This window comes from Streptomyces sp. GESEQ-4 (genome assembly GCF_017948455.1).
In the GTDB taxonomy this organism is placed as follows: domain Bacteria; phylum Actinomycetota; class Actinomycetes; order Streptomycetales; family Streptomycetaceae; genus Streptomyces.
Map to the genome: position 1 here is coordinate 81,463 of NZ_JAFFSU010000014.1, position 25,242 is coordinate 106,704.

Consider the following 25,242-nt stretch of genomic DNA (forward strand, 5'->3'; position numbering starts at 1 on the left):
CCCGATGGAACTCGACAACCTCGTCACGCTCACCACCGGCATCACCCTGCTGACCTGCGTCCTCTTCGTGGTGGGCCTGCACTCCTACGCGGCGGGCAGGGCGCAGCGGGCGGCCCTTGTGGAGCGTCTGTCGGCCGCCGGCCAGGTCCCCTTGGGCCGTCGGCGCCGCTTCCGCAACCTGGACCGCCGGGTGCGCCGTACGAAGCTGGGCAAGGATCTGGAGCTCCGGCTGGCGGCGACGGGCCTGGACGTCACGCCGGGCGAGTTCTTCGCCTACATGTTCGCGACGGTCGCGGGCCTGTGGCTGATCGGCCAGGCCACCCTGGCGCCCTTCTTCGGCCCGCTCGCCGGTGCGCTGGGCATCTGGGTGGCGATCCAGTTCCTCAACTGGCAGCGGCAGAAGCGGATCGAGAAGTTCATCAACCAACTGCCCGAGCTGGCCCGCATCCTGGCGAACGCGACACACGCGGGACTCGCCCTGCGTACGGCCATCGGGATGGCGGCGGAGGAACTGGAGGCCCCGGCAGGGGAGGAACTGGCCAAGGTGGCGAACCAGTTGGCGGTGGGCGCGTCGATGGACGACGCGCTGGGCGAGCTGGCGGACCGGTTGCCGTCGCGGGAGCTGGTGGTGCTGGTGACGACCCTGGTGCTGTCGAACCGGGCGGGCGGACAGGTGGTGACCGCGTTGCGGAATCTGACGGAGACGCTGGAGGAGCGGAAGGAGACCCGCCGCGAGATCCGCACCCAGCTGTCCCAGGTCACCATGACCTCGTACGCCGTCCCCGTGCTCGGCGTGGGCTCGCTGCTCCTGATGAACGGGGTGCAGGAAGGCTCCCTGGACCGCATGACGGGCTCGCCGGTGGGACAAGGGGCGGTGATCCTCGCCTTCGCGCTGTACGCGATCGGCTTCATCATGATCCGCCGGTTGTCCCGGATCGACGTCTGAGGCGGGGGAGACGGACATGGCACTCCTCCTGGCCCTGGTGATGGGCATCGGCGTCTGGGGCATCTTCGCCGGCATCCGCATGTACCGCGCTGACGCCAAACTCCCCAGCGACCTCGCGCTGGCCCTGGAGGTCGGCGCGACCCGGACCGGCGCGGTCGACTCCCTGATCGACCGCATGGGCATGCGGTACGCGCCCGCGGTCCTCCGGCTGATGGGCCCGAAGCAGGTCGCCAAGTACCGCCGCAAGATAGACCTGGCGGGCAACCCCGGCGGCCTCACGATCGACCGCTACGCCGCACGCCGGGCCGTGTACGGCGCGCTGGGCGGCGTGGGCTGCCTGGTGTTCGTCCTGCGCGGCCAGTACCTGGTGGCGCTGCTGCTGCTCGCCTTCGGGGCGTTCTGGACGGAGGTGGGCATCTGGTCGGCGATCCGCATCCGCAAGGACGTGATCGAGCGGACCCTGCCCGACTTCCTCGACGTACTGGCGGTGGTGGTCAGCGCGGGCCTGGGCTTCCGGCAGGCCCTGGACCGGGTCGCCACGAAATACGAGGGCCCCTGGGCGGACGAACTGCGCATCACCCTCCGCCAGATGGACCTCGGCATGAGCCGCCGCCAGGCCTTCGCGGAACTGCGCCGACGCAACGACTCCGAGCAGGTCGCGATGTTCGTGACCGCCTTGCAGCAGGGCGAGGAGCTGGGAGCCCCCATCGTCGACACGCTGGTCGCCCTGGCCAAGGACATGCGCCGGACCGACGCGCAGAACGCCCGCCGCAAGGCCGCGCGGGCCGTCCCCAAGGCCACGCTGATGATCACCACCTTCATGGTGCCGGCCACGATGATCCTGCTCGTCGCCGGGCTGCTGCTGGGGTCGGGGACGGACTTCGGGACTCTGACGGGGGAGTAGGGGGGAGGGATCGGGGATGGCGATGACGAGGGCGGGCAGGGCGGGCGGCCTGACGTACAGGCTGCGGCGACGTTCGGTTGGTGAAGCCGGTGAGCTGCGTCCGCAGGGGCGTCGACCCGCGGCCCCCGCCCTCCCGCTCCAGGTGAACGCCCTTCAGGCGATGTGCCGCCAGGTCTTCGGCTTCCGTCTCGCCATGATCGCCCTGGCCGCCCCCTCGGCACTCCTCAACGCCAACCCGGGCTGGGGCACCCGCCTAGTCGGCAGCGCCGTGGTCGTCACGTTCATGGTCTCGTACGTCCTCTTCCGGGACTGGGAACGCTTCGGCCCTCTCCTCCTGCGCCACCCCACCCTCCTCGCCCTGGACACCCTCTTCGGCTCGCTCCTCCTGATCTCCGCGGGCCCGGACACCACCCTCGCCTACGTCAGCGTCTGCACGCCCCTGCTCGCGGGCATCGTCTACGGCTGGCGCGGCGCCGCCGTCTTCGCCTCGCTCCAGTCCCTGATCCTCCTGCTGGCCCACGCGACGCTGCGGAAGGGCCAGGTGGACCTCGCGGAGTCCCTGCTCCTACCAGGGTTTTGCGTCATCAACGGTGCGCTCGGCTCGGCCCTGCGCAACCTGATGCTCCGCTTCGGCACCGCCACCCAGGCCCTGACCACGGTGAAGGCCCGCCTCGCCGTCACGGAGGCGGTCGACGCGGAACGCGCCCGGCTGGCACGGGAGATGCACGACTCGGTGGCCAAAACCCTGCACGGCGTGGCCCTGGCGGCGGACGGCCTGGCCAACTCGGCGAGCGCACCGGACACGGACCCCGCCCTGATCAAACAACAGGCGGAACTGATCGCCCGAGCAGCACGCAGGGCAGCCGCCGAGTCCCGCGAACTCCTGGAGGACCTGCGCCAGGAATCCGACCCACGCGCCACGACCGAGATCCTCACGGAACTGGCCTCCTACACAAGCGACTTCACGAGGCGTACGGGGCTGCCGGCGACGTTCCATCCGCCGGCCGACGCCGACGATCAGCCACTCTTGACAGCGCACGCAGTGGCCCGCCAACTCCTCACGATCGTCGGCGAGGCCATGGAGAACGCCCACCGCCACGCGTCCGCGACCCAAGTCAACGTACGCGCAGGCGTCCAGGACGGCGTGCTGCGCATCAGCGTGTACGACGACGGACGCGGCCTGCCTCCCGGCTTCACCGTCGAACAGCTCCGCGACTCCGGCCACTTCGGCCTGCTCGGCATGGTCGAACGGGCGGAGTCGATGGGAGCGCGCCTGCACTTCGGCCGAGGCGACGACGCACGAGGCACGGAGGTCCGCCTCGAACTCCCCCTGGCGGCCCTGAAGCCACACGGCAGCAAGAGCAGCAGCACCAGCAGCGAACGAAAGGAGGCCGCGTGATGCCCCAAGCCCTCCCGCAGGTACGGGTATTGGTCGCGGACGACAACCCGGTGGTCCGAGCAGGCCTCACCGCGCTGCTGTCCGGCCGCGAGGACATCACCGTGGTCGCGCAGGCCGCCGACGGCCGCGAGGCCTGCGAGGCAGCGTCTCGGCACCGCCCCGACGTGATCCTCCTGGACGTCCGCATGCCCGAACTGGACGGCATCTCGGCATTGCCGCACCTGGCCTCCATCGCCCCGGTCATGATGCTGACGTACAGCACGGAACCGGCGACCGTCCGGGAGGCATTGCGTCAAGGGGCGGTCGGCTATCTGGTCCACGGCGAGTTCACGGCGGACGAGCTGGTCACCGCGGTGCGGGACGTCCGGGAGGGCCGACGGCACTTCACGCGCACGGCGGTGAATGCGACTGCATACGGTGAGAGTTCACCTGCCCGTCGCCCGAAGCTACCGGAACAACTCGCTCCACCAGGCCAGTTGGCCACTGTAGGTAGCGCGCCCTCGTCCACTTTCGGGAAAGGGCTTTCGCAACTGCAATCGTATATGGGACAGTCGTTGGACCGGTCGCGGTTCCGACTGAGCATGAGGGAGGCGGAGATCATGGACCTCATCGCAACTGGCCTGAACAACCAGCAGATCGCCGCCGCCTGCTTCATCAGCGAGAAGACCGTCAAGAACCACATCAACCGCATTTTCGCCAAACTCCACAGCACCAGCCGCGCCGAAGCCGCCGCGAAGTGGCTGGGCACGGCACCGAGTTCCGCGACAGGGCTGGGGTGACCTGCGGTGACGTCTGGGCGGAACGAGAAGCCGAGCGGCCGGCTCCCCAGCCAGGTCCGGATTTGGGCCCTGGGGCCCTCGGCAACCCGGGGTGTTCCTGCATACACTCCGCGTGCCGAAGGCGACGACACCGGAGGGGTGCGGCATGCGGATGCGCGACAACGACAAGGGGCAGACTGCGGTCGAGTACCTGGGGATCATCGCGGTGGTTGTGGCGATTGTGTTGGCGATCACCGGGACGGACATCGGGCAGACGATCTACGACGCCATCACCACGCAGATCGCGAAGCTCACCGGCTGACGTCAGCCCGTAGATTCGGCGACGCAGGGCAGGCTTTCCCCATCTACATCACGGTGGTCGGGGGCCTGCTCTTTCTCGCGTTCGTTTACCTGGCGGTAGGCCAGGCGGCCGCGAACCGGAACGGCGCCCAGACGGCAGCGGACGCGGCGGCGCTCGCGGCTGCCCTAGACACCCGCGACAAGCTCACGGACGAGTGGGTGGAGAACGTTCTCGACCCGACGAAGTGGCAGGACATCTTCAACGGCGAGGTCGAGGTCTTCGGCGGGTGCGAGCGGGCGAACCAGTTGGCAGCCCAGAACGACGCAACGGTGACGGGTTGTGCGGGACCGGGCGGGTTCCCCCCGGGCTACGAAGTCACTGTCCGGACCACGGAGTCCGTCGGCGACTCCCTCGTGCCCGGTACAGAGGACACATACTCAGAAGCCTCCGCCACCGCCGTGATCGATCGGCTGTGTGAGTTCGAGCTCCCGGGTGAGGATGCCGGGGACGACATGCTGCCGGAACTCACTTGCGAGGACGGCATCAGCTGGCCCCTGGACCCGGACAATCTCGACGATCTCCCGGGTCCCGAGGATCTCTTCGACGTCCATCTGGCCGACGGGCAAGCGAATGACGAGTGACGAAGGAAGCAGAGCGATGAGCATTCGGTTCACTGCGAAGGCCCGCAGGGGGATGGTCGCGTTGACGCTTGCGGCCGGTCTGGCCGTCGGTGTGTCCGGCTGCGGCGGTGGTGGTGGCGACGACGAGAAGCCGGAGGCGTCCGCGTCGGCTTCCAAGGACGGCGGATCCGACCCGAGTACTCAGGAGGGCCAGTCGGACACGCCGATGGCTGAGTTGAAGGGCTCGAACGGACTGCTCCTCCAGATCGCCTCTGCTCAGCGTGATGCCGGCGGCTTCGTCACGGTGAACGCCGAACTGAAGAACGACGGTGCCGAGAGCGTCACGGTGCCCGCGGGGCTGAGCGGAAACGAGACCGAGATCGTCCGAAACGGCAGGTCGCTCGGGGGCGCCACGCTTGTCGACTCAAAGGGCAAGAAGCGGTACTACGTACTGCGCGACACCGACGGCCGCCCGCTCACGACCACAGGCTTCTCGATCCTCAAGGCCGGCGACAGCCTCGCCGTGTTCATGCAGTTCCCGGCACCCCCTGCGGACACGACCGAAGTGGCGTTCCAGTTGCCGACGTTCGCCTCCGCCACCATCCAGATCTCCGGGTGAGGCCGACGATGACCGCCACCTCGACCTGGAGCGTGCGTCCCCGTCTCGCCCTGACCCTCGGCGCCACGTCCGTCATGGTCGCCGCGACCTTGCTGGCCCCGACCCACGCCCGTGCCGACGACGGCCCCAGCGTCCCTCCGGGCACCGAACCCTCCGCTTCCGCCCCCGTCGAGGTCGACCCCAACGACCCCGACCTCAAGCTCCCCGAAGGGGCCACGCTCGCCGCACCCAAGGTGCTGGACATCAAGCAGGTCGTCGAGGACCAGAGCGGCGACGAACGCCGGGAGGACACCAATGCGGACGTGAAGTTCGCGCTCCAGGCGGAGGTCCTGTTCCCGAAGGACAGCGCGAGACTGACGGGCGAGGCAAGGTCCCGCCTCTCGGCGATCGCGGACGAGATCAAGACCCAGAACGCGACACGGATCCGCGTCTTCGGCTTCACGGACAACCTCGGTTCCTCCGCCCACGGCGACGTCCTCTCCAAACAGCGCGCCAACGCCGTACAGAAAGTCCTGGACGAGGAACTGAACGACCCCAACATCACCTTCGAGGTCCGCGGCTACGGCGAGCAGTACCCGATCGCCTCGAACGCCACGGAGGAGAGCCGCAGGAAGAACCGACGGGTGGAGGTGACCTTCCCGCGCGCCGAGAACTGACCGTCGGGCCGCCCGCTTCTTGGCCAGTGGGTCCGAGCTGGCCATCCGCCCCTCTTTTGGGTGATGGTGCCAGGGCTAGTTTCGAAGTACTTTCAAAGTTATGGGTACCGAGAATGCAGCCGTGAACTTCTCCGAGCTGGTGAACAAGAACAAGCAGACGCTTGCCCGGCTCCAGGAATCGCCGAGACTGCTCCTGCACCGCAGAGATGGTGAGGACCTGGTCCTCACCACGGCGGCGCGGGCCGAGCAGGACCAGACCGTGGTGTCGGCAGCCACCCGAATGCTCGCCGCGATGGCGCGCCGGGAGCCAGGCAGCATGGAACTGCTCCTCGACATACTGCCGGACGCCTTCCCGTGGGTCCGTTTCCTGCCCGAGCCGGATCTCCACGCCTTCGCTGTCGAACTGGTCGACACCATGCGTGCCGCCGACTCGCTCGGCAACAGCGCGTCCGTCGCCCAACTGCTCATCGCCTGGCAGCACACCGCCGAGGTCTACTCCGACCCGGAACTGCTGGCCGCGCTGACCAGGGACCACGGCGACGACTACGGCCCGGTACCGGACCCGCGGGGCGCCGCATGACCGCGGGCCGTGGCGACCGCGCCGCACCACCGGCACCAGAGGGCCACTGGGAAGTCCGCTTCGCGGACGCGGCCGCCGCCAAGGGATGGGAAAGCCTCGCCCAACAGGCCCGAGAGAACACCTACCGCGCCTGGGTCACTATGCGCACGAACCCCAGGCCTGCCACCGAGACGCCCCGGCACCACCGGCTCAAGGGTGGTCTGGCGCATGGCACCCACCGCGGGCAGACCTGCGAGCAGTGGCAGATCGAGGTGACCGGCGGCGGTCGCATCTGGTACCTCGTGGACACATCCCGCGACACCTGCTGGATCACCTTCGCAGGCACCGGGCACCCGCGAGCCACAGACCGACGCTGAGCCAGTACTGCCAGGTCGAGTGCCGAACGTCAGGCCCGAGGTGCCCGGATACGGCGAGCAGCACCCGATCTCATCGAACGCGTGAGACGTATACGGCACGTATACTTGCGCCCATGCCTGACGTCATGATCCGCGTGCCCGCCGAAGTCCGTGACCAGCTTGCCGCGGTGGCGGAGGCGCGTGGGACCAGTCTCCGTGCCCTGATGCAGGAGATAGCGGCTCAGACCCTGACCCCCGAGCAGATCAGTGAGCGGGCCGATCGCACCCGGGCCCTGATCGCTGAGCGGTTCGGCCATTACGTGACGGACGAGGAATCCGCGGACATGCGGCGCAAGATGCGGGAAGCCACGGCCGCACACCGGGCCGCTCTCGCCGGAGCGGAGTCGGCTCGTTGAACCAGATCGAGCACTATGTCCTCGACAGCCCCACACTGCTGGCGACGGGGGGCAACAAGCAGGTATCCGGCCTCATTCACGCTGCGGCATCCAGCGACGATGTGCGCCTGTGGCTGCCTGTCCTGAGCCTCGTGGAGGCTGAGCGCGAGCGTGCGGGGATCGTGGCCCACGCGGGCGTACTGCTGGATGTGTTCCGCGTCATTGACGACGACTACGCGATGGCCATGACCGTCGCCGAACTGCTGAGCGACGGTGTCACCTGCGGTGTCGCCGCCGCCGTACACGTGGCGCGGCCGAACCCGATGCTTCCCGACGGAGCACTGGTTGCCACGGTCGCACCGGAAGCCTACGCAGGGCTGGGAGTCGGGGTCATGGACCTGAACCGATGATGCGCCACCGGAGAAGATCGACGAGCGTTTCGAAGAGAGCGCTGCGTAGCAGAGCACTGCCGCACCGGACGGCATCAGCAGCATCCGTTACCGGATGTCGTGGTCGGGGTGGGTCTCGTCGTACTGGTGCCGTGCCTCGGCGATGACGGCGCGATGGCTGAGGGACCAGTCGGCGAGTGCCTTGACCAGGTGGGTCAGGCCGGTCCCGGTCTCGGTCAGGCGGTAGTCCACGTGGGCCGGGACGGTGGGGTAGACGGTGCGCAGGACGAGTCCGTCGCGTTCCAGCCTGCGCACGGTGAGGGTGAGCATGCGCTGGGAGATGCCGTCGATGGCGCGCTGCAGTTCGCGGAAGCGGCGTGGCCCGCCGGCGAGTTCGACGATCACGAGTACCGACCACTTGTCGCCGATCCGGTCCAGGACATCGCGGATCCCGCAGTCCGGGTGGTCTTCGCGCCCGCAGGGATCGAGTTCGGCGGGTGCGGTGGTTACCTCGGTGTGCGTGGGTGACATCAAACTGCCTTCTTGTGGCCGGTATACGGGCGGTTCAGGATCAAGCGTAGTTACCGAAGAGAACCACCGACGGAAGACTACGACTGACATGATTCTGGTGACCGGAGCGAACGGGGGCCTCGGCTCCGCCACTCTCGCGGCGCTGCATGCCCGCGACGCGACAGCGACAGGCGGCAGCCGCACTCCGAACGGCGAGTTGCGGCGGCTCGATTTCGACGATCCCTCCGGCATGGACCTCGCCGGTGTGTCCACTCTGGTGGTGATCTCCGCCGGGTATGCCGAAGACGACCAGGTCATCGGGCGGCACGCGGCCGTCCTCGACGCTGCCGTCCGCGACGGCGTCCGGCATGTCGTCTACACGAGCCTGACCGGTGCCGGTGAGCACCTCGGTTTCGCGCTGGCGCACCGCGCGACCGAACGGCTCGTGCGCGCCTGCGGCCTGCCGTGGACGATCCTGCGCAACGGCCTCTACGCCGAACTCTTCGGCGGCCTCCTGATGTGGGCCGACGGCGGGGTGGAATCCGCGTTCGGCGACGGCGCCCTGGCCGCGGTCGCCCGTGCCGACCTGGCCGAGGCCGCGGCGGTCATCGCGGCGGATCCAGCCCCGCACAGCGGACGCACCTACGATCTCGTCGGCACGCCCATCACGGCAGCGCACGTGGCCGACCGCCTCGGCGTCCCGCACCGCACCATCGGTCTCGCCGAGTACCGGCGCAGGCTCCTCAGCCAGGTGCCGGGACTCCTGCCGTTCCAGCCACCCATGCTCGCCTCGATCGCGACCGGCATCCGGCACGGCTTTCTGGACAGCACCGGCCCTGACCTGGCCGACATCCTTGGCCGTCCAGCCTCCGACCCACTGACCACGGCTGTCGCAACCGCCGTGGCCACGAGACCGTCGGCAGGTTGATGGCCGCGGTGTGTAGGTGTCGGTAGGTGCACCCTCAGCCGGGTGGGCAGAGCCATGTTGGGGAACAGCGGGCGTTCATAGCCTCTTAGCCATGGCTGACAAAGAGAGCAAAGAGAGCACTGAGAAGGCAGCGACCTCACGGCGACAAGCATTGCGACGTCTCGCCGCAGGCGCCGGCGGGGCAGCGCTCGCCGTCGGTGTGGGTGCGGGTACCGCGCACGCGACCGACACCGACCGGGCCACGGCACGGACCCGCCACCGCATCCGCACGTACGTCCTGGTCCACGGCACCCATAGCGCGGGTGTCTTCTGGACGGCGATCGGCAGAGAACTGGCGCTGCGCGGGCACCGCGTCGTCACGGTGGACCAACCGCTGCACGGCGCCGAGAAGTTCATCCCGAAGGCGTATCAGACGCAGGACTTCAACGCCCTCGCGACGGAGCCCTCGCCGGTCGCCGCGCTCACCCTGGACGACTTCGAGCGGCGGGTCACCGGCGTCGTACGACGCGCCGCGCGGCTCGGCGGGCCCGTGGTGCTGGTCGGGCACAGCATGGGCGGGCTCTCGGTGAGCAGGGTGGCGAATGCCGTGCCCGAACTCCTGGCGCATATCTGCTACATGGCCGCGTTCTGCCCGAGCCGCAGCATGCCGTCCCTGAACGACTGCGCGGGCTCGCCTGAAGGGCAGTTCGCCATCAGCCCGTTGGAGCAGATCGTCGGCGACCCGGGGAAGCTGGGGGTGCTGCGCCTCAACTGGCGTACCTCCAGCAGCCGTGACCTCGCCGTCTTCAAGGAGATGACCTGCGCGGAGTACACGGACGCCGAGTTCCTGCGGGTGCTGGAGGGATTGCAGGCGGACGAGTCGATGACGGCGTACGCGGGCCGGGCCGTCGGGCGTGCGGAGACGTGGGGGCGGATTCCGCGCACGTATCTGCGGTTCGGCAAGGACAGGACCGTCGCCACGGAGCTCCAGGACCGCATGATCGCCGAAGCCGATGAACTCACCCCGCACAACCGCTTCATGGTCCACAACTTCCCCGGCACCGGCCACATGGGCCCCTCGGACCCGACTCGCGTGACGGACCTCCTGCACGGGCTGCGGCTGTGACAGCGTTGCCGACGTCCGCTTCGCCCTCACCCCATCCCCTCGATCTCCACGCGAACCCCGGCCCGCAACCCCCACCCCCTCATGACCCCCGCCTCCGCCTCCACCACATGCCGCGCACGAAGCCGGGGCATACCGAGTCGCCCCGGCTTCATGGTCGTCACGGCGATGACCTCGAGGTGGCGGTCGAGGTAGGCGACGTCGATGGGGATCCGCATCCGGAAGGTGTGCACGCTGTTGGCGGGGGAGAGCAACATCGCCCCGTCAATGGCGTCCCGCCCCAACAGCCCTTTGGTACGGGCGCGATACGAGGCGGCGATCTCCAGAGGTACGGAGACGGCGTCCGCACGGCCGCCGCCTCCGGACACGACCAACGTCCCCTGTCCGTCCCGCCAACGACGCCGCATTCCAGCAGGGTGACACAACACCGCAGACTCGCGGGAAAAGGTGTTGTCCATGGCGTCGCGGCACAGGTAGGAAGGCCGTATGACGACTGGACTCGGTGCCGTGTTCCGCCCTCAGCTGCCGCCCGAGCGACTGCGGGAGGTCGCCCGGCTCGCGGACGCGACGGGACTTGAAGAGCTCTGGCTGTGGGAGGACTGCTTCCGGGAGGGCGGGTTGTCGACGGCGGCCGCCGCTCTCGCCTGGACCGAGCGGGTGCGCATCGGGGTGGGGCTGCTGCCCGTGCCGCTGCGGAACGTGGCCATCACCGCGATGGAGGTCGCGTCGCTGCACCGGATGTTCCCCGGGCGCCCGATCGTCGGCGTCGGGCACGGCGTGCAGGACTGGATGGGGCAGGTGGGCGCCCGGGTCGAGTCACCCGTGACCCTGCTGCGTGAGCACCTGCTCGCCCTGCGGACCCTGTTGCGCGGCGAGCGGATCACGACCGAGGGGCGGTACGTCAAGCTCGATGACGTCGCGCTCGACTGGCCCCCCGCCGATCCCGCGCCGCCCGTCCTCGCCGGCGCCACCGGGCCCCGCTCGCTGCGGCTGGCCGGTGAGGCGGCCGACGGGACCATCCTCACCGCGAGTACGCCCCCCGAGGGTGTCCGGCGTGCCCGGCAACTCATCGACGAGGGACGGGAGTCGGCGGGTCGTACCGAACCGCACAAGGTCGTCGTCTATCTGCTCACCGCCACCGGTCCCGGCGCCGCCGCACGGCTCCGCGCCGAGCTCGACGCCGAAGGCGACGCATCCGTCCCGGACCTCGGCGTCGCGGGAGACGCCGGAGCCGTCGCCAAGGCCGTCCAGCGCCTCGCCGACGCCGGCGCCGACACGGTCGTCCTGCAGCCGACCGGCGACGAACCCGACCCGGAGGGGTTCGTACGGTTCGCGGCGGAAGAAGTACGACCCCTGGTCCCGTGAGCCACCCGACGCCGGGTGCCGCCCGCACCGATGAAGGCGGCACCGACGAAGGCCGCGCTCACGAGGGCGGCACCCACGAGGGCGGCACCCACGAGGGCGGCACCCACGAGGGCGGCACCCACGAGGGCGGCACCCACGAGGGCGGCACCCACGAGGGCCGCACCCACAAGGGCCCCACCGACGAGGGCCGCGCCCACGAAAGCCGCACCTACGAAGACCTCGTCGAAGAAGCCGTGGCCCACCCCACCGACGGCTGGGACTTCTCCTGGTTCGAGGGCAGGGCCACGGAGGCGCGGCCCTCGTGGGGTTACGCGGAGTCCATGGCCGAACGCCTCCGCGGGACCACCGCCGTGCTCGACATCCAGACCGGCGGGGGAGAGGTCCTCGACTTCGCCCTGGAGCGCGCGCAGCCGGATCCACCTCTCCTCACCGTCGCCACCGAAGGCTGGCCCCCCAACGTCGCCAAGGCCACCGCCCTCCTCCGCCCCCGTGGCGTCGCCGTCGTCGCCGCGCCCGAGGACGCCGCGCTCCCCTTCGCGGACGCGACGTTCGACCTCGTCGTCAGCCGGCACCCCGTACGCCCCGACTGGCCGGAGATCGCCCGCGTCCTCCGCCCCGGCGGCACCTACTTCGCCCAGCACGTCGGCCCCAGCAGCGTCTTCGAGCTCGTCGAGTACTTCCTCGGCCCGTTGTCCGACGAGCAGCGGGGCGGCCGCCACCCCGACCGCGAGCGCGCCGACGCCCAGGCCGCCGGGCTCGAAGTCGTCGACGTACGGGCGGAGCGGCTCCGTATGGCGTTCTACGACATCGGAGCCGTCGTCCATTTCCTGCGCAAGGTGATCTGGATGGTCCCCGACTTCACCGTCGAGGCCTACGAACCCCGACTCCGCGCCCTGCACGCCGAGATCGAGGCACACGGCCCCTTCGTCGCCCACAGCACCCGCCACCTCTTCGAGCTGCGCAGGCCGCCGGGATGAGTCCCTACGCGTGCGGGCCCGTCGTCACCGTCCCGATCACCAACTCCGGCCGCGCCTCCAGCACTTCCCCGACCCGCTCCACCTGCCGCCCCAACTCCCGTTCCTGCCGCGCCGTCAGCCGCCCCAGCGGCTCCACCGTGACGGTCGTACGACGTCCCTGGCGCCGTTGGTGCCACACGCCCGCCACCACGCCGTCGACCAGCAGCAGGGGGTAGTTGCCGGCCTGACCGCCGGCCAGCGCCCTCTCGTACGCCGGTCCCCGGAACAGTCGCTCACGCGGCTGGGCGGCGATGCCGTACGCGTCGAAGTACGGCAGCAGCCGGACGCCACCGGCCCGTCGGCCACCCTCAGGAAACCCGGTGTCCCCCGCCGCCACCCACGCCGGTACGCCCTCGAAGTCCACCTCCTCGATCTCCCCGGCCTCCGCGAGCGTGCCGAACAGCCCGCCCGCCCAACCCCCCGGAGCCGCAAGCCATTTCGCGAAGTGCCGCGGGGTCGCGGGACCGTACGCGCGCAGATACCGGCGTACGAGCATCCCCACCGCCTGCTCCGGCGGCAGCGGATCGAAGGCCGGCGGGCGGGTGTACGTCACCTTGCGACCGCGGTTCTGGCCGAAGCACAGGGCACCCGACTGCCCCGCCCGGTGCATCACCTGACGCCAGCGCGGCCACATGTCCTGGAACGCGGGCATCACCCGGTCCCCGGCCCAGGGCCCCGTGCGCGCCACGACCTCCTCGCTCAGCTCGTCCACCGTCAGGCATACGCCGTCCAGCGCGTCGCCGATCGCGGCCATGACCTGCGCCACCTGCTCGTCCGTCATACGGGCGCCGGGCGCGAAAGGGCTCGGGCCCGACGGGATCGCGCTCAACGCGGCGCTCCAGAGGGGAAGTTCGTCCGCCGGGAGCAGATGCACCGTTCCGCGCGGGCCGTGCGTCTTCACGAGCGAGCGGTCCTCCCAGAGCGCGGCCCGCACGTCCGCCCGGGTCACACCGACCGTCCGCACCCCCACCGACAGCTCCGCCGCGGACAGCACCTGCGCATGCGCGCCCAGCATGGCGGAGACCACGGCGGCCACGTCCCCACCCGCCTGAGCAGGGTTGGCCAGGAATTGCCGTTCCAGTCGACGTGCGCTCGCCTCGTCCCAACCGATTCTCAGGGTCATGGGACGACGGTAGGACGGAAGTAGGCCGGAAGCTGTCCGCGATGCCGAGGAGATAGGGCAGGCAAGTATGCGCAAACCGGGCTTTTGGTGCCCCGCTGGAGATTCACCCTTCGTATTGGTGGATCATGCACAGTTTCCACATTGTTATCGCAGGCGGCTCGCACCCGGCCGACACCTCACGTAAGTTCAGACCAAGGCAATTCGCGCCAGCAAAGTTGCGCGGCCGGTACCGCGCAGAGGAGGGGGCTGCGCGGTACCGCGACCCGTCAAGCGAACGTTCACTGACGGGGTCACCCGCCCGGGGGATGCGCACCGACTCGCCGAGCCGTCCACATCGCTGCAATCCGGCCACGAGCCCGCCCGGAACAGGGCTATTTGCCGCCATCGCGCCGTCGCCACCCGACTCCGGAGAGTAGTTGTGGCACGCCGATGCACCCACCATCACTTACAAAGGGTTATGGTGGAAACCCCCCCTCGGGCCGGTCCGTCTCCCCCCCACGGACCGGCCCGTTTTTTTGGCCCGAGAGTGGGGCGCCTTCCAAACGCGGGTCACCGCAACGTCCGCAAGGGGCGCGGGGAACGGCGCGAGCAACCACCCCCAACCCGCACCCGGAATACGCCCCTCACCCCCACGGCGGTACCCTCGCTCCGCGGGGACCGCATCCGCACGGAGGGGCTGACAATCACGTGAACCTGCGCGACAAGCTGCGCAGCCTGCTCGTCAGGCTGTACGCACGCCGGGTGGAAGGCCACCTGGACCACGCTCAGGTGCCCAAGCACATCGGCGTCATCATGGACGGCAACCGACGCTGGGCAAAGGCAGCGGGCTCCACCACCGTGCACGGTCACCGCGCCGGCGCGGAGAAGATCGAGGAATTCCTCGGCTGGTGCTCCGAGACGGACGTCGAGGTCGTCACCCTCTGGCTGCTGTCGACGGACAACTTCGACCGCCCGCAGGAGGAACTCGTCCCGCTCCTCGGCATCATCGAGGACGTCGTACGGACCCTCGCCACCGACGGCCGCTGGCGCGTCCACCACGTCGGCACGCTCGACCTGCTGCCGCAGCAGATGCAGACCGCCCTCAAGGAAGCCGAGGAGGCCACGGCAGGCATCGACGGCATAGTCGTCAACGTCGCCATCGGCTACGGCGGTCGCCAGGAGATCGCCGACGCGGTGCGCTCGATGCTGCTGGAGGCCTCCGACAAGGGCATCTCGCTGGAGAAGCTGGCCGACACCGTCGACGTCGAGACCATCGGCCGGCACCTCTACACCGGTGCCCAGCCCGACCCGGACCTCGTCATCCGCACCAGCGGCGAGCAGCGGCTGTCCGGATTCATGCTCTGGCAGACGGCCCACTCGGAGTACTACTTCTGTGAGGTCTTCTGGCCGGCCTTCCGCAAGGTCGACTTCCTGCGTGCGCTGCGCGACTACGCCGCGCGCCACCGGCGTTACGGCGGCTGAACCGCCGTACCCGAGGAAGTAGAAGTCACCCGCTCTGGGGCGGAAGTAACAAAGAGTTCACCAGCGCGCCGTCATATGCCGTGGCATGGCATCGCACGTTCGAGGGCATAAGCCAGTCAGGTCGACACCCGAACCACGGGTGTCGGATCTCAGCGGACGGCACGGGGCCGTCCGCCCGGGAGGCCCTTTGCACCAGCCCGATCGTGCGTTCACCGCGCGGACGAAGCAGCGGAGGGCCGGTTCTCGGCCCGTGCAATGCGGCCGTCGACCGGTCCAGCTCCTCTCCGTCGCTCCCCGACCTCTTCCGAGGGGGTACGTCCTTCCGTGGTGACCAGCACAAAGCGCCGCAAGCCCGACCGGCGCACTTATGTTCTCGACACCAGCGTCCTGCTGGCCGACCCGAACGCCCTGAACCGCTTCGACGAGCACGAAGTCGTGCTGCCGATCGTCGTGGTGACGGAGTTGGAGGCCAAACGGCACCATCCCGAACTCGGGTACTTCGCCCGGCAGGCGCTGCGCCTGCTGGACGACTTCCGGGTGCGGCATGGCCGTCTCGATGCTCCCATCCCGATCGGGGACCTCGGCGGCACCGTCCGTGTCGAGCTCAACCACTCGGACCCCAGCGTTCTGCCGTCCGGCTACCGCCTGGGGGACAACGACTCCCGCATCCTCGCGGTCGCCCGCAATCTGCAGGCCGAGGGGTTCGACGTCACCGTCGTGTCCAAGGACCTCCCGCTCAGGATCAAGGCGTCCTCGGTCGGTCTCCTCGCCGAGGAGTACCGCGCCGAGCTCGCCATCACGGACGCCTCCGGCTGGACCGGAATGTCCGAACTGACCCTGCCCGGCGAGCAGGTGGACATCCTCTTCGAGGAGGGGACGGTCTATGTCCCCGAGGCGTCCGAGCTGCCCGTGCACACCGGTCTGACCATCCAGTCCGAGCGCGGCAAGGCGCTGGGGCGGGTGACGCCCGAGGGCAACATCCGGCTGGTGCGCGGGGATCGTGAGGCGTTCGGCGTCAAGGGCAGGAGCGCGGAGCAGCGGATCGCGCTGGATCTGCTCCTCGACCCGGACGTCGGGATCGTCTCGATGGGCGGCCGGGCCGGCACCGGTAAGTCGGCGCTGGCGCTGTGCGCGGGCCTGGAGGCGGTTCTGGAGCGCCGTCAGCACGAGAAGATCATGGTCTTCCGTCCGCTGTACGCGGTGGGCGGGCAGGAGCTCGGCTATCTGCCGGGCTCCGAGTCCGAGAAGATGAGCCCCTGGGCTCAGGCGGTCTTCGACACGCTGTCCGCGGTCACCAGCCGTGAGGTCATCGAGGAGGTCAGCGCGCGCGGGATGCTGGAGATCCTGCCGCTCACCCACATCCGCGGACGCTCGCTGCACGACGCGTTCGTGATCGTGGACGAGGCGCAGTCCCTCGAGCGGAACGTACTGCTGACCGTTCTGTCCCGAATCGGCGCCAATTCGCGGGTGATTCTCACTCATGACGTGGCCCAGCGGGACAATCTGCGTGTCGGCCGGTACGACGGTGTCGTCGCCGTCGTCGAGAAGTTGAAGGGGCATCCGCTCTTCGCGCATGTCACGCTCACGCGATCCGAGAGGTCCCAGATCGCCGCGCTTGTGACCGAAATGCTCGAAGACGGGGTGGTCTGAGAGGTCTGCCGACCGATGCCCAATTAGGGCCGGTTACCTGGCAGTTGGCGCCGTCCAACAAAGGCTCAGAGCCTAGTTGGGCGGCGCCTTCGCGTGTTGCGGTTTCTCAGAATCCCCTGGGTCAAACGGGATGTGAGCTTTCACACGCAACTCAGAATTGCCACCCGGCGTCCGGTTACGGCAGAGTCTCAGTCCTGTCAGGCCCCGCATACGACACACCTGTACCCCCAGCGGTACGGCACCACAGCTACACCAGCCAACTGCATAGTCGACGTCGTATGCCGCCCGCGCACCAAGCGGCGCTCCCCTCGCGGGAGTTGCCCACCGGGCCCGTGCCTCCCGTGACCCCGCAGTTGGGAGGCCAGCGTTCAGGGGCACGATTGCGTCCGCGAGGGTCACCTAAGCGGGCGATGCTGGAAGGAAACCGTGTGAGCCGGATCTCGGTCCGGGGATTCGCAGTGGCTTCGGCCACCGCGGTCACCGCTGTCGGAAGTGTCGTCGGCGTTGCCTCGGGCAGCACCGCACAGAACAACGACGCCGAAGCCGCGGCAGCCGACCTGACGCTGCTCGCGGACATACCCGCGGGCCAGCAGGCCCAGGTCCAGACCGCATCCCTCACTCAGCAGGCCGAGACTCAGGCCATCGCCGCGGACGCGACCGCCAAGAAGGACGCCGAGGAGGCTGCCCGCAAGGCCGCCGCCCAGTCCGCGGTCGAGAAGAAGGAAGCCGCCGAGAAGGCGGCGCAGGCGGCCAAGGAACGCGCGGAGGCGGAAGAGGCCGCGAGCCGCAGCGCCTCGCGTGACGCCTCCGACTTCGCTCCCCAGGGCTCGTACTCCATCGCGGAGATCCAGTCGATGGCGCAGTCGATGGTGTCGAGCGACCAGTACCAGTGCTTCAGCAACATCGTGGACCACGAGTCCGACTGGAACTACAAGGCCGTCAACCCCTCCTCCGGTGCCTACGGCCTCTTCCAGGCGCTGCCCGGCACCAAGATGTCGTCCGCCGGCTCCGACTGGCAGACCAACCCGGCCACGCAGATCAAGTGGGGCCTCAGCTACATGAACGACCGCTACGGCAGCCCGTGCGGCGCCTGGGACTTCTGGCAGGCCAACAACTGGTACTGAGCCGCACTCCTCGCTCAACCTTTCCGAGCCCCTCACCGTCCTTCGGTGAGGGGCTTTCGGCTCTCGGCAGCAGGCCATGTACGGTCGGACCGGACGACTCCGGGGGGAGCGGTGGGGACAGACGGGGGCAAGGGACGGATCATGTCGCGAGTACCAGGGTGGCTCAGTCGGCTGGGTGCCGGACTGACCGAGATCGGGGAGCGGCTGGACCAGCGCCGCGCCGAGGTGGAGCGGGCCGACGTCGGGCCGGTCGCTGCCGACAGCCCGTCCGAGAAGACCCCGGAGAAGGCCTCGGAGAAGACCCCGGAGAAGGTCCCGCCACCGCCCGACTACGCCCCCGAGGTCGCCACCCGCCCGGACCGTCCCGAGCCCGCGCTCGCCGTGCCCTGGGGAGTGCGGGTCGCTGCCGAGGCCGGCTGGCGGCTGCTGGTCCTCGCGGGCACGCTCTGGGTGCTGATGCGGGTCATCAGCGCCGTCCAGCTCGTCGTGCTGTCCTTCGTGGCCGCGTTGCTGATCACCGCGCTGCTGGAGCCCGCCGTGACGCGGCTGCGGCGGTTCGGCGTACCGCGCGGCATCGCCACCGCGCTCACCGCGATCCTCGGCTTCGTCGTGATCGGGCTCATCGGCTGGTTCGTGACCTGGCAGGTCATGGAGAACATCGACAACCTCTCCGACCAGATCCAGGACGGCATCGACGAGCTGCGCAACTGGCTGCTCAACAGCCCGTTCCACGTCACCGACAAGCAGATCAACGACATCGCCGAGAACCTGCGCGAGGCGGTCGGCGCCAACACCGACGAGATCACCTCCGCGGGCCTGGAGGGCGTGACGGTCATCGTCGAGGCGCTCACCGGCATACTGCTGGCGGCCTTCTCGACGCTGTTCCTCCTCTACGACGGCAAGCGCATCTGGGAGTGGACGCTGAAGCTCGTGCCGGCGGCCGCCCGTCCCGGTGTCGCCGGGGCCGGCCCGCGCGCATGGCGGACGCTCACGGCGTACGTCCGCGGCACGGTACTGGTGGCCCTGATCGACGCCGTCTTCATCGGCATCGGCATATATTTCCTGGACGTGCCGATGGCCGTCCCCCTGGCCGTCTTCATCTTCCTGTTCTCCTTCATCCCGCTGGTGGGCGCGGTGGCCTCGGGCGCCCTGGCGGTCGTGGTGGCACTGGTGACCCAGGGCGTCTTCACCGCGGTGATGACCCTGGCGGTCGTGCTCGCGGTCCAGCAGATCGAGGGGCACATCCTGCAGCCGTTCATCCTCGGGCGGGCGGTCCGCGTCCATCCGCTGGCCGTGGTGCTGGCGGTGGCGGCGGGTGGCCTGGTCGCGGGCATCGGCGGCGCGATCGTCGCGGTGCCGCTGGTGGCGGTGACGAACACGGTCGGCAGCTATCTGAAGGCGTACTCCCAGGAGGCCGCTCTACGGCACTCTCCGCGGCCCCGGGGTGCCACCGCGATGGACGTGGCGCCGGTGCAGCCCAAGGACACGCCGCCGCAGCAGTCGTAGAACCGAAAGGGCCCCGCTCACCACTGAGGTGAACGGGGCCCCGACAGCCGGGTGTCACTCGGAGAGCACCGCTTCCGCGTCCAGCGTCACGCCGAGCGCCTGGATCACCGAGGCGATCTTGAAGGCCTCCTGGACCACCTCGCGGTCCACGCCCGCCTTGCGCAGGACCTGCTCGTGGGAGTCGAGACACACGCCGCAGCCGTTGATGGCGGAGACGGCGAAGGACCACAGCTCGAAGTCGACCTTGTCGACACCGGGGTTGCCGATGACGTTCATCCGGAGGCCGGCGCGCAGGGTGCCGTACTCGTGGTCGGAGAGCAGATGGCGGGTGCGGTAGAAGACGTTGTTCATCGCCATGACCGCGGCGGCGGACCTGGCCGCCGTGTACGCCTGAGGCGAGAGGTTCGCCTTCGCCTCGGGGCCCAGCTCGCGCAGGACGATCGGGGAGCGCGAGGCGATGGCGGTCGCCAGGACGGTGCCCCAGAGCTGCTGCGCCGGGAGGTCCGAATTGTCGATGACCGAGCCCAGGTTGAGCTTCAGGTCCTTGGCGTAGTCCGGGATGGCGGACTTGAGGGAGTCGAGGGACATGTCACTCACTCTCCGCCAAGCAGCTTGACCGGGTCCAGGGTGTCCTTGGCCGCAGCGCTCCGTGAGGCGCTGCGGCCGCTTCTGAGCTACTCCGTGCGGAGGCCGTCCGGTCGCATCAGTCGCAGCAGCGGTGGCAGGCTGAGCAGGGTGACGGCGACGACGACTGCCGTGCCGGCGCCGATCATCACCAGTACGCTCGACCAGTCGACGGTGATCGCGGTGTCCGTCATCTTGAGCAGCACCGCGCCGAGCGTGAGGCCGACCACCGAGGCCAGTACCAGGCCGAGGGCGATCGGGATCGCCGTCTGCCACAGCACCGACAGGCTCAGCGTGCGCCGCCGGGTGCCGAAGGCGACCAGCGCCGACAGCAGCTTCTTGCGCTCCCGCAACTGCTCCAGCTGCGACACCAGCAGGCTCGCGCCGATCAGCGCCAGGACACAGGCGGCGCCGACGAACAGGCCGGTGCGGATGGAGTCGTAGCGGTCGGCGGTCTCGGTGGAGGACCACATCATCGGCTCGTTGATCGGGTCGAACGTGGCCGTCGTGTTCCGGACATGGTCGTACACGTCCGGTACGGACTCGTCGAGGTTGAGGTAGATCTGGCCGCTCATGCCGGGCACGGCGCCCGCGGGCAGTGCCTTGGGGGTGACCATGAGGCCGTCCCGCTCCGAGCCGGTCATGTCGACGCGGGCCTGAGCCTTCTTCAGCGTCGACGGCAGGGTCCAGGCGAGCGGCTCGGTCTTGGGCCCGCCCTCGTACCCCGAGTCGAAGTACACCGTGCGGCCGGGCTTCGCCAGCTCCTCCGTGTTCACGCCGTTGTCGACCGTGTTCTCGCCGTTCTCGGCGCCCTGCACGGCGAAGATGTCCCCGTCACGGCACGACGGCAGGCTCGCCACCTCGCGCAGCGAGGCGCAGTCGCCCACGGTGACCCGGGAGTTGAGCTCGCCGTCCATGGCCTTGTCGGCGACGTATCCCTCGGTGTACGCGTAGACCTTCCGCACCCCGTCGGTGTCCCGGAACTTCGCCGCGGACTGCGCGAGAGGCACCCCGTCCGGCAGGTTCACCTGCATCTGTACCCGGTCGACGTCCTGGCCCGTCGGCTTGGTGTAGTCGCTCTCGACCCCGGCGAACAGCATCTGCAGCGCGATCGCCCCGGCCACCGCGACCGCGATGCCGTTGACCATGCGGGCCGCCGTGCCGCTGCTCAACTGGAGCCTGCGCACGGCCAGTTGCCAGGCGATGCCGCCCGCGCCGAGCTTGCCGACGACCGTCTCGACGATCCACGGCAGCAGCGCGGTCACGCCGACGAGCAGCAGCATCACACCGCCGATGACGAGGTACTGGTTGAAGTCCCCGTCGTCGCGGCCCTGGCCGATCATCGGGTAGAGCATCGCAAGCCCGGCCAGCGGCAGCAGCAGCCGCCACCACAGCCGGCGCCGCGCGGGCTTCGCCGTACGGACGACACCCAGCGGCTCGATGACGACACCCCGCAGCGCGAGCAGCGTGACCAGCACCGCGGCCGCCGGCACGAGGATCGCGACCAGCAGGGCCAGCGCGGGCGAGGGGTTGAGGTAGCTCGGGAAGACGCTGACGTCGAACACCTCCATGGAGCCCGCGATCTCACGGCCGACCAGGAAGAAGCCCGTGCCCAGGACCAGCCCGAGGGCGGCCCCCGCGAGCGCCTCGCCCGCCGCCACCCGCTTGGTCATCCGGCTGTCGGAACCGACCAGCCGTAGTGCCGCGAGCCGCCGGTCCCGCCGCTCGCCGCCGAACCGCACGGCCGCGGCGATGAACACCCCGACCGGCATCAGCAGCACCACGAAGACGACGAGGACCAGCAGGAGCAGGACGGGGTCCAGCGGCTCCGAGCCCTGGCTCTGCCGCCCGTACTCGTCGATCCGCACCACCCCACCGCTGGTCAGCTGCGCCGCGAGGCCCTCGCCGCCCCGGTAGAAGGAGAGGTCGGTGGGGCCGATCAGCCCGCTGTCCCCGATGGTCCCGACGATCTTCTGCGGCAGCCGCTCCCGCAGCAGCTTCCCCTCGTCGGAGCCGAGCAGCTTCTTCAGCGCGGGGGAGACCACCATCTCGCCGGCCGCCGGGAGCTTCTCGACGCCCGGCGGCACCGGCGCCTTCGGACCCTCGGGCTGCACGTCCCGCCCGCGGATGGTCTTGTCGCGGAAGGTCGTACCGCTGGCCGCGACCAGCAGAGTGTTGTCCGCCTTCGGCATTTCATCGCTGCCGTAGTTGATGTCCGACCGGGCGGCCTCCCGGGCGTCCCGGGCGTCCAGCGCGCTCGGCAGCGCCGTCGTCAGCAGCAACAGCGCCACCCCGAGCCCGACACCGACCCCCGTCAGCAGGACCCGGACCCAGCCCTCGCGCCCCCCGGCGAACGCGAACCGGACCCCCATGCCCAGGTCCCTAGTCCACTGCCGCCCGTTCATACGACCCGCTCCATGTCCCGGGACTTGCCGTCCCGTACGACGATCTCGCGGTCCGAGTACGCGGCCACCCGGGCCTCGTGCGTGACCAGCACGACGGCGGCGTTGGTGGACCGGGCGGCGTCCGTGAGCAGGTCCATCACGCGCTCGCCGTTGAGCGAGTCCAGCGCGCCGGTCGGCTCGTCGGCGAACAGCACGCGCGGGTTGGTCACCAGCGCGCGGGCGACGGCGACCCGCTGCCCCTGACCGCCGGACACCTCGCCGGGCCGCTTCTTGCGCAGATCGTCGACCTCCAGCCGCTCCATCCAGGACAGGGCGGCCTTCTCGGCCTCCTTGCGGCTCGTTCCGTTGAGCCGCAGCGGCAGGGCCACGTTCTCCACGCAGGTGAGTTCGGGCACCAACTGGCCGAACTGGAACACGAACCCGAACTCGCTCCGCCGCAGCGCACTGCGCTCGGCGTCGCCCATGGTGGCCATCTCGCGGCCGTTGTAGGTGATCGACCCGGAGTCGGGCGGCACGATGCCCGCGAGGCAGTGCAGCAGGGTCGACTTCCCGGAGCCCGAGGGGCCCATGACGGCGACGACCTCGCCGGGGTGGATGGAGAACTCGGCGCCGTCGAGCGCCGTGGTCGGACCGTACGTCTTACGCAGTTCGGTCGCGACGAGCAGGGAGCCTGCGGGGGTCATCGGGTCACCACCTCGGCGAGCTTGCCCAGACGCGCGGCCGTCAGCTCCAGCCAGCGCAGATCCGCTTCGAGATGGAACAGGGCGTGGTCGCAGATCAGCTGGTCCGCGAGATCGCCCTTGCGCTTGCGGTCGGTGAGGATCCGCATCATCCGCAGATGCTCCGAACGCTGGGTGTCAAGGATGTCGGCGGCGTTCCGGTGCGTCAGCAGCGCGAGAACGACCTTGGTGTAGAGGGTCGACTGCAGATACGGCTCCGGCTTCTCCGGCGTCGCCAGCCATTGCTGTACGTCGGTGATGCCGGCCTCGGTGATCGCGTACCGCTTGCGTTCCGGACCGCCGCCGGGCTCGATCCCGTCGACTTCGACGAGCCCGTTCTTCAGCAGCCGGGACATCGTCGAGTAGACCTGGCCGTAGTGGAGCGGCCGGTCGTGACCGAACTTCTCGTCGAAGGCCCGCTTCAGGTCGTAACCGTGACGCGGGCCGGACTCCAGGAGCCCCAGGAGGGTGTGACCGATGGACATGAGGAGGACTGTACACAGTGCGTATACCCCGCGTGTATACGTCGAGTGTGTAGGGCGATACGGGGCGTACGGCGGTGCAGGTGGGGGCCCCATTGTCACGGTTCTGCTACTGCTCCGAGGGAGGCCGACCGCGACGCGGGATCGGACGTGCCTCACCCGGCAGCCGGCCCGCCTCCGCCAGCGCCTTCCGCAGCAGGAACTCGATCTGCGCATTGGCCGACCGCAGTTCGTCCCCGGCCCACCGCGCCAGCGCCTCGTACACCGACGGGTCCAGCCGCAGCAGCACCTGCTTGCGCTGCTGCGGCCGCCGCTTCTCCGAGGAGGCCTCGTTCTTCGAGGAAGCCTCAGAAGGATCCGTCACTGGTAAAGGGTCCCTGTGTTGAGCACCGGCTGCACCGAGCGGTCCCCGCACAGCACGACCATCAGGTTGGAGACCATCGCCGCCTTCCGCTCCGAGTCCAGCTCCACGATGTCCTGCTCGGTGATCCGGGCGAGCGCCGCCTCGACCATCCCGACCGCCCCGTCCACGATCTGCCGCCGCGCGGCGACGACCGCGCCCGCCTGCTGCCGCTGGAGCATCGCCGAGGCGATCTCCGGCGCGTAGGCGAGGTGCGTGAAGCGGGACTCGACGATCTGGACGCCGGCCGCCTCCACGCGCGCGTGCAGCTCGACCGCGAGCTTCTCGGTGATCTCCTCGGCGTTGCCGCGCAGCGACAGCCCTTCCTCGTCATGGGCGTCGTACGGGTACTCGATGGCGATGTGCCGGACGGCCGCCTCGGTCTGCGTGGAGACGAACTCGAAGTAGTCGTCGACCTCGAAGGTGGCCTGGGCGGTGTCCTGCACCTTCCATACGACGACCGCGGCGAGCTCGATCGGGTTGCCGTAGGCGTCGTTGACCTTCAGGACCGCGGTCTCGTGATTGCGTACCCGGGTCGAGATCTTGGTGCGTGAGGTCAGCGGGTTGACCCAACGCAGCCCGTCCTGCCGGATCGTCCCCCGGTACCGCCCGAAGAGCTGGACCACCCGGGCCTCGCCGGGCGCCACCATGTTCAGCCCGCACATCGCGAGGAACGCGGCGATGGCGACGACTATGCCACCGACGATCAGCGCGGCCTTGCCGCCGGCCCCGGAGACCGCCGTAGCGGCCACGATCATCCCGATCCCGCCCAGCAGCCCGATCAGACCGAGCAGCAGCGCGAGCCCGCCGCCGATGCTGTGCGCGGCGAATTCACGGACGCGCGGTTCGGGCATGTCGGGGAGGTCGGGTGCGGTGTCGTGCGTGGTCATGGGTGTTCCCCCGGTTCTCGATGGAGCTGTTGCTT

Annotated in this window: 29 protein-coding genes; 20 read left to right on the forward strand and 9 right to left on the reverse strand. The window is 69.6% G+C overall.

What is annotated here, in order from left to right:
- The first annotated feature begins 4 nt into the window (after window positions 1–4).
- The 12 genes from KCH48_RS25610 to KCH48_RS25665 all read left to right on the forward strand — a co-directional run bounded on the left by KCH48_RS25610 (window position 5) and on the right by KCH48_RS25665 (window position 7,923).
- Complete coding sequence (locus KCH48_RS25610; RefSeq protein WP_210577083.1) at window positions 5–946, forward strand: type II secretion system F family protein; 942 nt, start codon at window positions 5–7, stop codon at window positions 944–946.
- A 16-nt stretch (window positions 947–962) separates the two neighbouring features.
- Entirely contained in the window at window positions 963–1,850 is an 888-nt protein-coding gene (locus KCH48_RS25615) for a DUF5936 domain-containing protein (RefSeq protein ID WP_210577084.1), read from the forward strand.
- Window positions 1,851–1,866: 16 nt separating this feature from the next.
- A complete protein-coding gene (locus KCH48_RS25620) occupies window positions 1,867–3,249 on the forward strand; it encodes a sensor histidine kinase (protein ID WP_374104711.1) in 1,383 nt (460 codons plus the stop codon).
- Complete coding sequence (locus KCH48_RS25625) at window positions 3,249–4,028, forward strand: response regulator transcription factor (RefSeq protein WP_210577085.1); 780 nt, start codon at window positions 3,249–3,251, stop codon at window positions 4,026–4,028. The genes KCH48_RS25620 and KCH48_RS25625 overlap by 1 nt, the downstream gene beginning before the upstream one ends.
- Window positions 4,029–4,140: 112 nt before the next feature.
- Window positions 4,141–4,329 carry a Flp family type IVb pilin gene (locus KCH48_RS25630; RefSeq protein WP_210577255.1) on the forward strand — a complete coding sequence of 63 codons (189 nt, stop codon included), beginning with the start codon at window positions 4,141–4,143 and terminating at the stop codon, window positions 4,327–4,329.
- Complete coding sequence (locus KCH48_RS25635) at window positions 4,326–4,949, forward strand: pilus assembly protein TadG-related protein (protein ID WP_210577243.1); 624 nt, start codon at window positions 4,326–4,328, stop codon at window positions 4,947–4,949. The genes KCH48_RS25630 and KCH48_RS25635 overlap by 4 nt, the downstream gene beginning before the upstream one ends.
- A gap of 16 nt (window positions 4,950–4,965) precedes the next feature.
- Entirely contained in the window at window positions 4,966–5,547 is a 582-nt protein-coding gene (locus KCH48_RS25640) for a hypothetical protein (RefSeq protein WP_210577086.1), read from the forward strand.
- Between the two features lie 8 nt (window positions 5,548–5,555).
- A complete protein-coding gene (locus KCH48_RS25645) occupies window positions 5,556–6,203 on the forward strand; it encodes an OmpA family protein (RefSeq protein WP_210577087.1) in 648 nt (215 codons plus the stop codon).
- Window positions 6,204–6,303: 100 nt separating this feature from the next.
- Window positions 6,304–6,783: a hypothetical protein gene (locus KCH48_RS25650; RefSeq protein WP_210577088.1), complete on the forward strand. Its 480-nt coding sequence runs from the start codon at window positions 6,304–6,306 to the stop codon at window positions 6,781–6,783.
- Entirely contained in the window at window positions 6,780–7,139 is a 360-nt protein-coding gene (locus tag KCH48_RS25655; RefSeq protein WP_210577089.1) for a hypothetical protein, read from the forward strand. The genes KCH48_RS25650 and KCH48_RS25655 overlap by 4 nt, the downstream gene beginning before the upstream one ends.
- A 113-nt stretch (window positions 7,140–7,252) precedes the next feature.
- Entirely contained in the window at window positions 7,253–7,534 is a 282-nt protein-coding gene (locus KCH48_RS25660) for an Arc family DNA-binding protein (RefSeq protein ID WP_210577090.1), read from the forward strand.
- Entirely contained in the window at window positions 7,531–7,923 is a 393-nt protein-coding gene (locus KCH48_RS25665) for a hypothetical protein (RefSeq protein ID WP_210577091.1), read from the forward strand. Before KCH48_RS25660 ends, KCH48_RS25665 begins: the two co-directional genes overlap by 4 nt.
- Before the next feature lie 87 nt (window positions 7,924–8,010).
- Here KCH48_RS25665 and KCH48_RS25670 read toward each other — a convergent pair whose 3' ends face one another.
- A complete protein-coding gene (locus KCH48_RS25670) occupies window positions 8,011–8,433 on the reverse strand; it encodes a helix-turn-helix domain-containing protein (RefSeq protein WP_210577092.1) in 423 nt (140 codons plus the stop codon).
- Between the two features lie 88 nt (window positions 8,434–8,521).
- On the opposite strand from KCH48_RS25670, the gene KCH48_RS25675 reads away from it, so the two are divergent.
- The gene (locus KCH48_RS25675) at window positions 8,522–9,340 is read left to right on the forward strand and encodes an NAD(P)H-binding protein (RefSeq protein ID WP_210577093.1); all 819 of its coding nucleotides are present in this window, start codon (window positions 8,522–8,524) and stop codon (window positions 9,338–9,340) included.
- 91 nt (window positions 9,341–9,431) lie between these two features.
- Window positions 9,432–10,445, forward strand: a complete 1,014-nt coding sequence (locus tag KCH48_RS25680) for an alpha/beta fold hydrolase (RefSeq protein ID WP_210577094.1) — start codon at window positions 9,432–9,434, stop codon at window positions 10,443–10,445.
- Window positions 10,446–10,471: 26 nt separating this feature from the next.
- Here the strand turns inward: KCH48_RS25680 and KCH48_RS25685 are convergent, their stop codons facing one another.
- Complete coding sequence (locus KCH48_RS25685; protein ID WP_210577095.1) at window positions 10,472–10,849, reverse strand: DUF192 domain-containing protein; 378 nt, start codon at window positions 10,847–10,849, stop codon at window positions 10,472–10,474.
- Between the two features lie 79 nt (window positions 10,850–10,928).
- Here KCH48_RS25685 and KCH48_RS25690 point away from each other — a divergent pair, with 79 nt between their 5' ends.
- Both KCH48_RS25690 and KCH48_RS25695 read left to right on the forward strand, forming a co-directional pair.
- Entirely contained in the window at window positions 10,929–11,807 is an 879-nt protein-coding gene (locus KCH48_RS25690) for an LLM class flavin-dependent oxidoreductase (RefSeq protein WP_210577096.1), read from the forward strand.
- 233 nt (window positions 11,808–12,040) lie between these two features.
- Window positions 12,041–12,784 (forward strand): class I SAM-dependent methyltransferase, encoded by a 744-nt coding sequence (locus tag KCH48_RS25695; protein ID WP_210577244.1) that lies wholly within the window; start codon window positions 12,041–12,043, stop codon window positions 12,782–12,784.
- Between the two features lie 4 nt (window positions 12,785–12,788).
- Here the strand turns inward: KCH48_RS25695 and KCH48_RS25700 are convergent, their stop codons facing one another.
- Window positions 12,789–13,946 (reverse strand): winged helix DNA-binding domain-containing protein, encoded by a 1,158-nt coding sequence (locus KCH48_RS25700; protein ID WP_210577097.1) that lies wholly within the window; start codon window positions 13,944–13,946, stop codon window positions 12,789–12,791.
- Window positions 13,947–14,633: 687 nt separating this feature from the next.
- Between KCH48_RS25700 and KCH48_RS25705 the strand changes: the two genes are divergently transcribed.
- From KCH48_RS25705 to KCH48_RS25720, 4 genes are all read left to right on the forward strand, one after another.
- Window positions 14,634–15,407 carry an isoprenyl transferase gene (locus KCH48_RS25705; RefSeq protein ID WP_210577098.1) on the forward strand — a complete coding sequence of 258 codons (774 nt, stop codon included), beginning with the start codon at window positions 14,634–14,636 and terminating at the stop codon, window positions 15,405–15,407.
- Between the two features lie 324 nt (window positions 15,408–15,731).
- Window positions 15,732–17,057 carry a PhoH family protein gene (locus KCH48_RS25710; RefSeq protein WP_210577099.1) on the forward strand — a complete coding sequence of 442 codons (1,326 nt, stop codon included), beginning with the start codon at window positions 15,732–15,734 and terminating at the stop codon, window positions 17,055–17,057.
- Between the two features lie 428 nt (window positions 17,058–17,485).
- Window positions 17,486–18,181, forward strand: coding sequence for a transglycosylase SLT domain-containing protein (locus KCH48_RS25715; RefSeq protein ID WP_307840948.1), 696 nt, complete (start codon window positions 17,486–17,488; stop codon window positions 18,179–18,181).
- A gap of 141 nt (window positions 18,182–18,322) precedes the next feature.
- Entirely contained in the window at window positions 18,323–19,687 is a 1,365-nt protein-coding gene (locus KCH48_RS25720) for an AI-2E family transporter (protein WP_210577101.1), read from the forward strand.
- A 54-nt stretch (window positions 19,688–19,741) separates the two neighbouring features.
- On the opposite strand, the gene KCH48_RS25725 is transcribed toward KCH48_RS25720, so the two are convergent.
- The 6 genes from KCH48_RS25725 to KCH48_RS25750 form a co-directional block, all read right to left on the reverse strand.
- Window positions 19,742–20,275: an alkyl hydroperoxide reductase gene (locus KCH48_RS25725; protein WP_210577102.1), complete on the reverse strand. Its 534-nt coding sequence runs from the start codon at window positions 20,273–20,275 to the stop codon at window positions 19,742–19,744.
- A gap of 86 nt (window positions 20,276–20,361) precedes the next feature.
- Window positions 20,362–22,716, reverse strand: a complete 2,355-nt coding sequence (locus KCH48_RS25730) for an ABC transporter permease (protein ID WP_210577103.1) — start codon at window positions 22,714–22,716, stop codon at window positions 20,362–20,364.
- Window positions 22,713–23,399: an ABC transporter ATP-binding protein gene (locus KCH48_RS25735; RefSeq protein ID WP_210577104.1), complete on the reverse strand. Its 687-nt coding sequence runs from the start codon at window positions 23,397–23,399 to the stop codon at window positions 22,713–22,715. The genes KCH48_RS25730 and KCH48_RS25735 overlap by 4 nt, the downstream gene beginning before the upstream one ends.
- Window positions 23,396–23,920 carry a PadR family transcriptional regulator gene (locus KCH48_RS25740; RefSeq protein WP_210577105.1) on the reverse strand — a complete coding sequence of 175 codons (525 nt, stop codon included), beginning with the start codon at window positions 23,918–23,920 and terminating at the stop codon, window positions 23,396–23,398. Before KCH48_RS25740 ends, KCH48_RS25735 begins: the two co-directional genes overlap by 4 nt.
- Window positions 23,921–24,026: 106 nt before the next feature.
- Window positions 24,027–24,281, reverse strand: a complete 255-nt coding sequence (locus KCH48_RS25745) for a hypothetical protein (RefSeq protein ID WP_210577106.1) — start codon at window positions 24,279–24,281, stop codon at window positions 24,027–24,029.
- Window positions 24,278–25,207, reverse strand: a complete 930-nt coding sequence (locus tag KCH48_RS25750; RefSeq protein ID WP_210577107.1) for an SPFH domain-containing protein — start codon at window positions 25,205–25,207, stop codon at window positions 24,278–24,280. Before KCH48_RS25750 ends, KCH48_RS25745 begins: the two co-directional genes overlap by 4 nt.
- Window positions 25,208–25,242 lie beyond the last annotated feature (35 nt).

Bases quoted from the DNA above. Each gene is read 5' to 3' on its own strand.
- KCH48_RS25610 (WP_210577083.1), top strand. From the start codon at position 5: ATGGAACTCGACAACCTCGTCACGCTCACCACCGGCATCACCCTGCTG.
- KCH48_RS25615 (WP_210577084.1), top strand. From the start codon at position 963: ATGGCACTCCTCCTGGCCCTGGTGATGGGCATCGGCGTCTGGGGCATC.
- KCH48_RS25620 (WP_374104711.1), top strand. From the start codon at position 1,867: ATGGCGATGACGAGGGCGGGCAGGGCGGGCGGCCTGACGTACAGGCTG.
- KCH48_RS25625 (WP_210577085.1), top strand. From the start codon at position 3,249: ATGCCCCAAGCCCTCCCGCAGGTACGGGTATTGGTCGCGGACGACAAC.
- KCH48_RS25640 (WP_210577086.1), top strand. From the start codon at position 4,966: ATGAGCATTCGGTTCACTGCGAAGGCCCGCAGGGGGATGGTCGCGTTG.
- KCH48_RS25645 (WP_210577087.1), top strand. From the start codon at position 5,556: ATGACCGCCACCTCGACCTGGAGCGTGCGTCCCCGTCTCGCCCTGACC.
- KCH48_RS25650 (WP_210577088.1), top strand. From the start codon at position 6,304: ATGGGTACCGAGAATGCAGCCGTGAACTTCTCCGAGCTGGTGAACAAG.
- KCH48_RS25655 (WP_210577089.1), top strand. From the start codon at position 6,780: ATGACCGCGGGCCGTGGCGACCGCGCCGCACCACCGGCACCAGAGGGC.
- KCH48_RS25660 (WP_210577090.1), top strand. From the start codon at position 7,253: ATGCCTGACGTCATGATCCGCGTGCCCGCCGAAGTCCGTGACCAGCTT.
- KCH48_RS25670 (WP_210577092.1), bottom strand. From the start codon at position 8,433: ATGTCACCCACGCACACCGAGGTAACCACCGCACCCGCCGAACTCGAT.
- KCH48_RS25675 (WP_210577093.1), top strand. From the start codon at position 8,522: ATGATTCTGGTGACCGGAGCGAACGGGGGCCTCGGCTCCGCCACTCTC.
- KCH48_RS25680 (WP_210577094.1), top strand. From the start codon at position 9,432: ATGGCTGACAAAGAGAGCAAAGAGAGCACTGAGAAGGCAGCGACCTCA.
- KCH48_RS25685 (WP_210577095.1), bottom strand. From the start codon at position 10,849: ATGCGGCGTCGTTGGCGGGACGGACAGGGGACGTTGGTCGTGTCCGGA.
- KCH48_RS25690 (WP_210577096.1), top strand. From the start codon at position 10,929: ATGACGACTGGACTCGGTGCCGTGTTCCGCCCTCAGCTGCCGCCCGAG.
- KCH48_RS25700 (WP_210577097.1), bottom strand. From the start codon at position 13,946: ATGACCCTGAGAATCGGTTGGGACGAGGCGAGCGCACGTCGACTGGAA.
- KCH48_RS25720 (WP_210577101.1), top strand. From the start codon at position 18,323: ATGTCGCGAGTACCAGGGTGGCTCAGTCGGCTGGGTGCCGGACTGACC.
- KCH48_RS25725 (WP_210577102.1), bottom strand. From the start codon at position 20,275: ATGTCCCTCGACTCCCTCAAGTCCGCCATCCCGGACTACGCCAAGGAC.
- KCH48_RS25730 (WP_210577103.1), bottom strand. From the start codon at position 22,716: ATGAACGGGCGGCAGTGGACTAGGGACCTGGGCATGGGGGTCCGGTTC.
- KCH48_RS25735 (WP_210577104.1), bottom strand. From the start codon at position 23,399: ATGACCCCCGCAGGCTCCCTGCTCGTCGCGACCGAACTGCGTAAGACG.
- KCH48_RS25740 (WP_210577105.1), bottom strand. From the start codon at position 23,920: ATGTCCATCGGTCACACCCTCCTGGGGCTCCTGGAGTCCGGCCCGCGT.
- KCH48_RS25750 (WP_210577107.1), bottom strand. From the start codon at position 25,207: ATGACCACGCACGACACCGCACCCGACCTCCCCGACATGCCCGAACCG.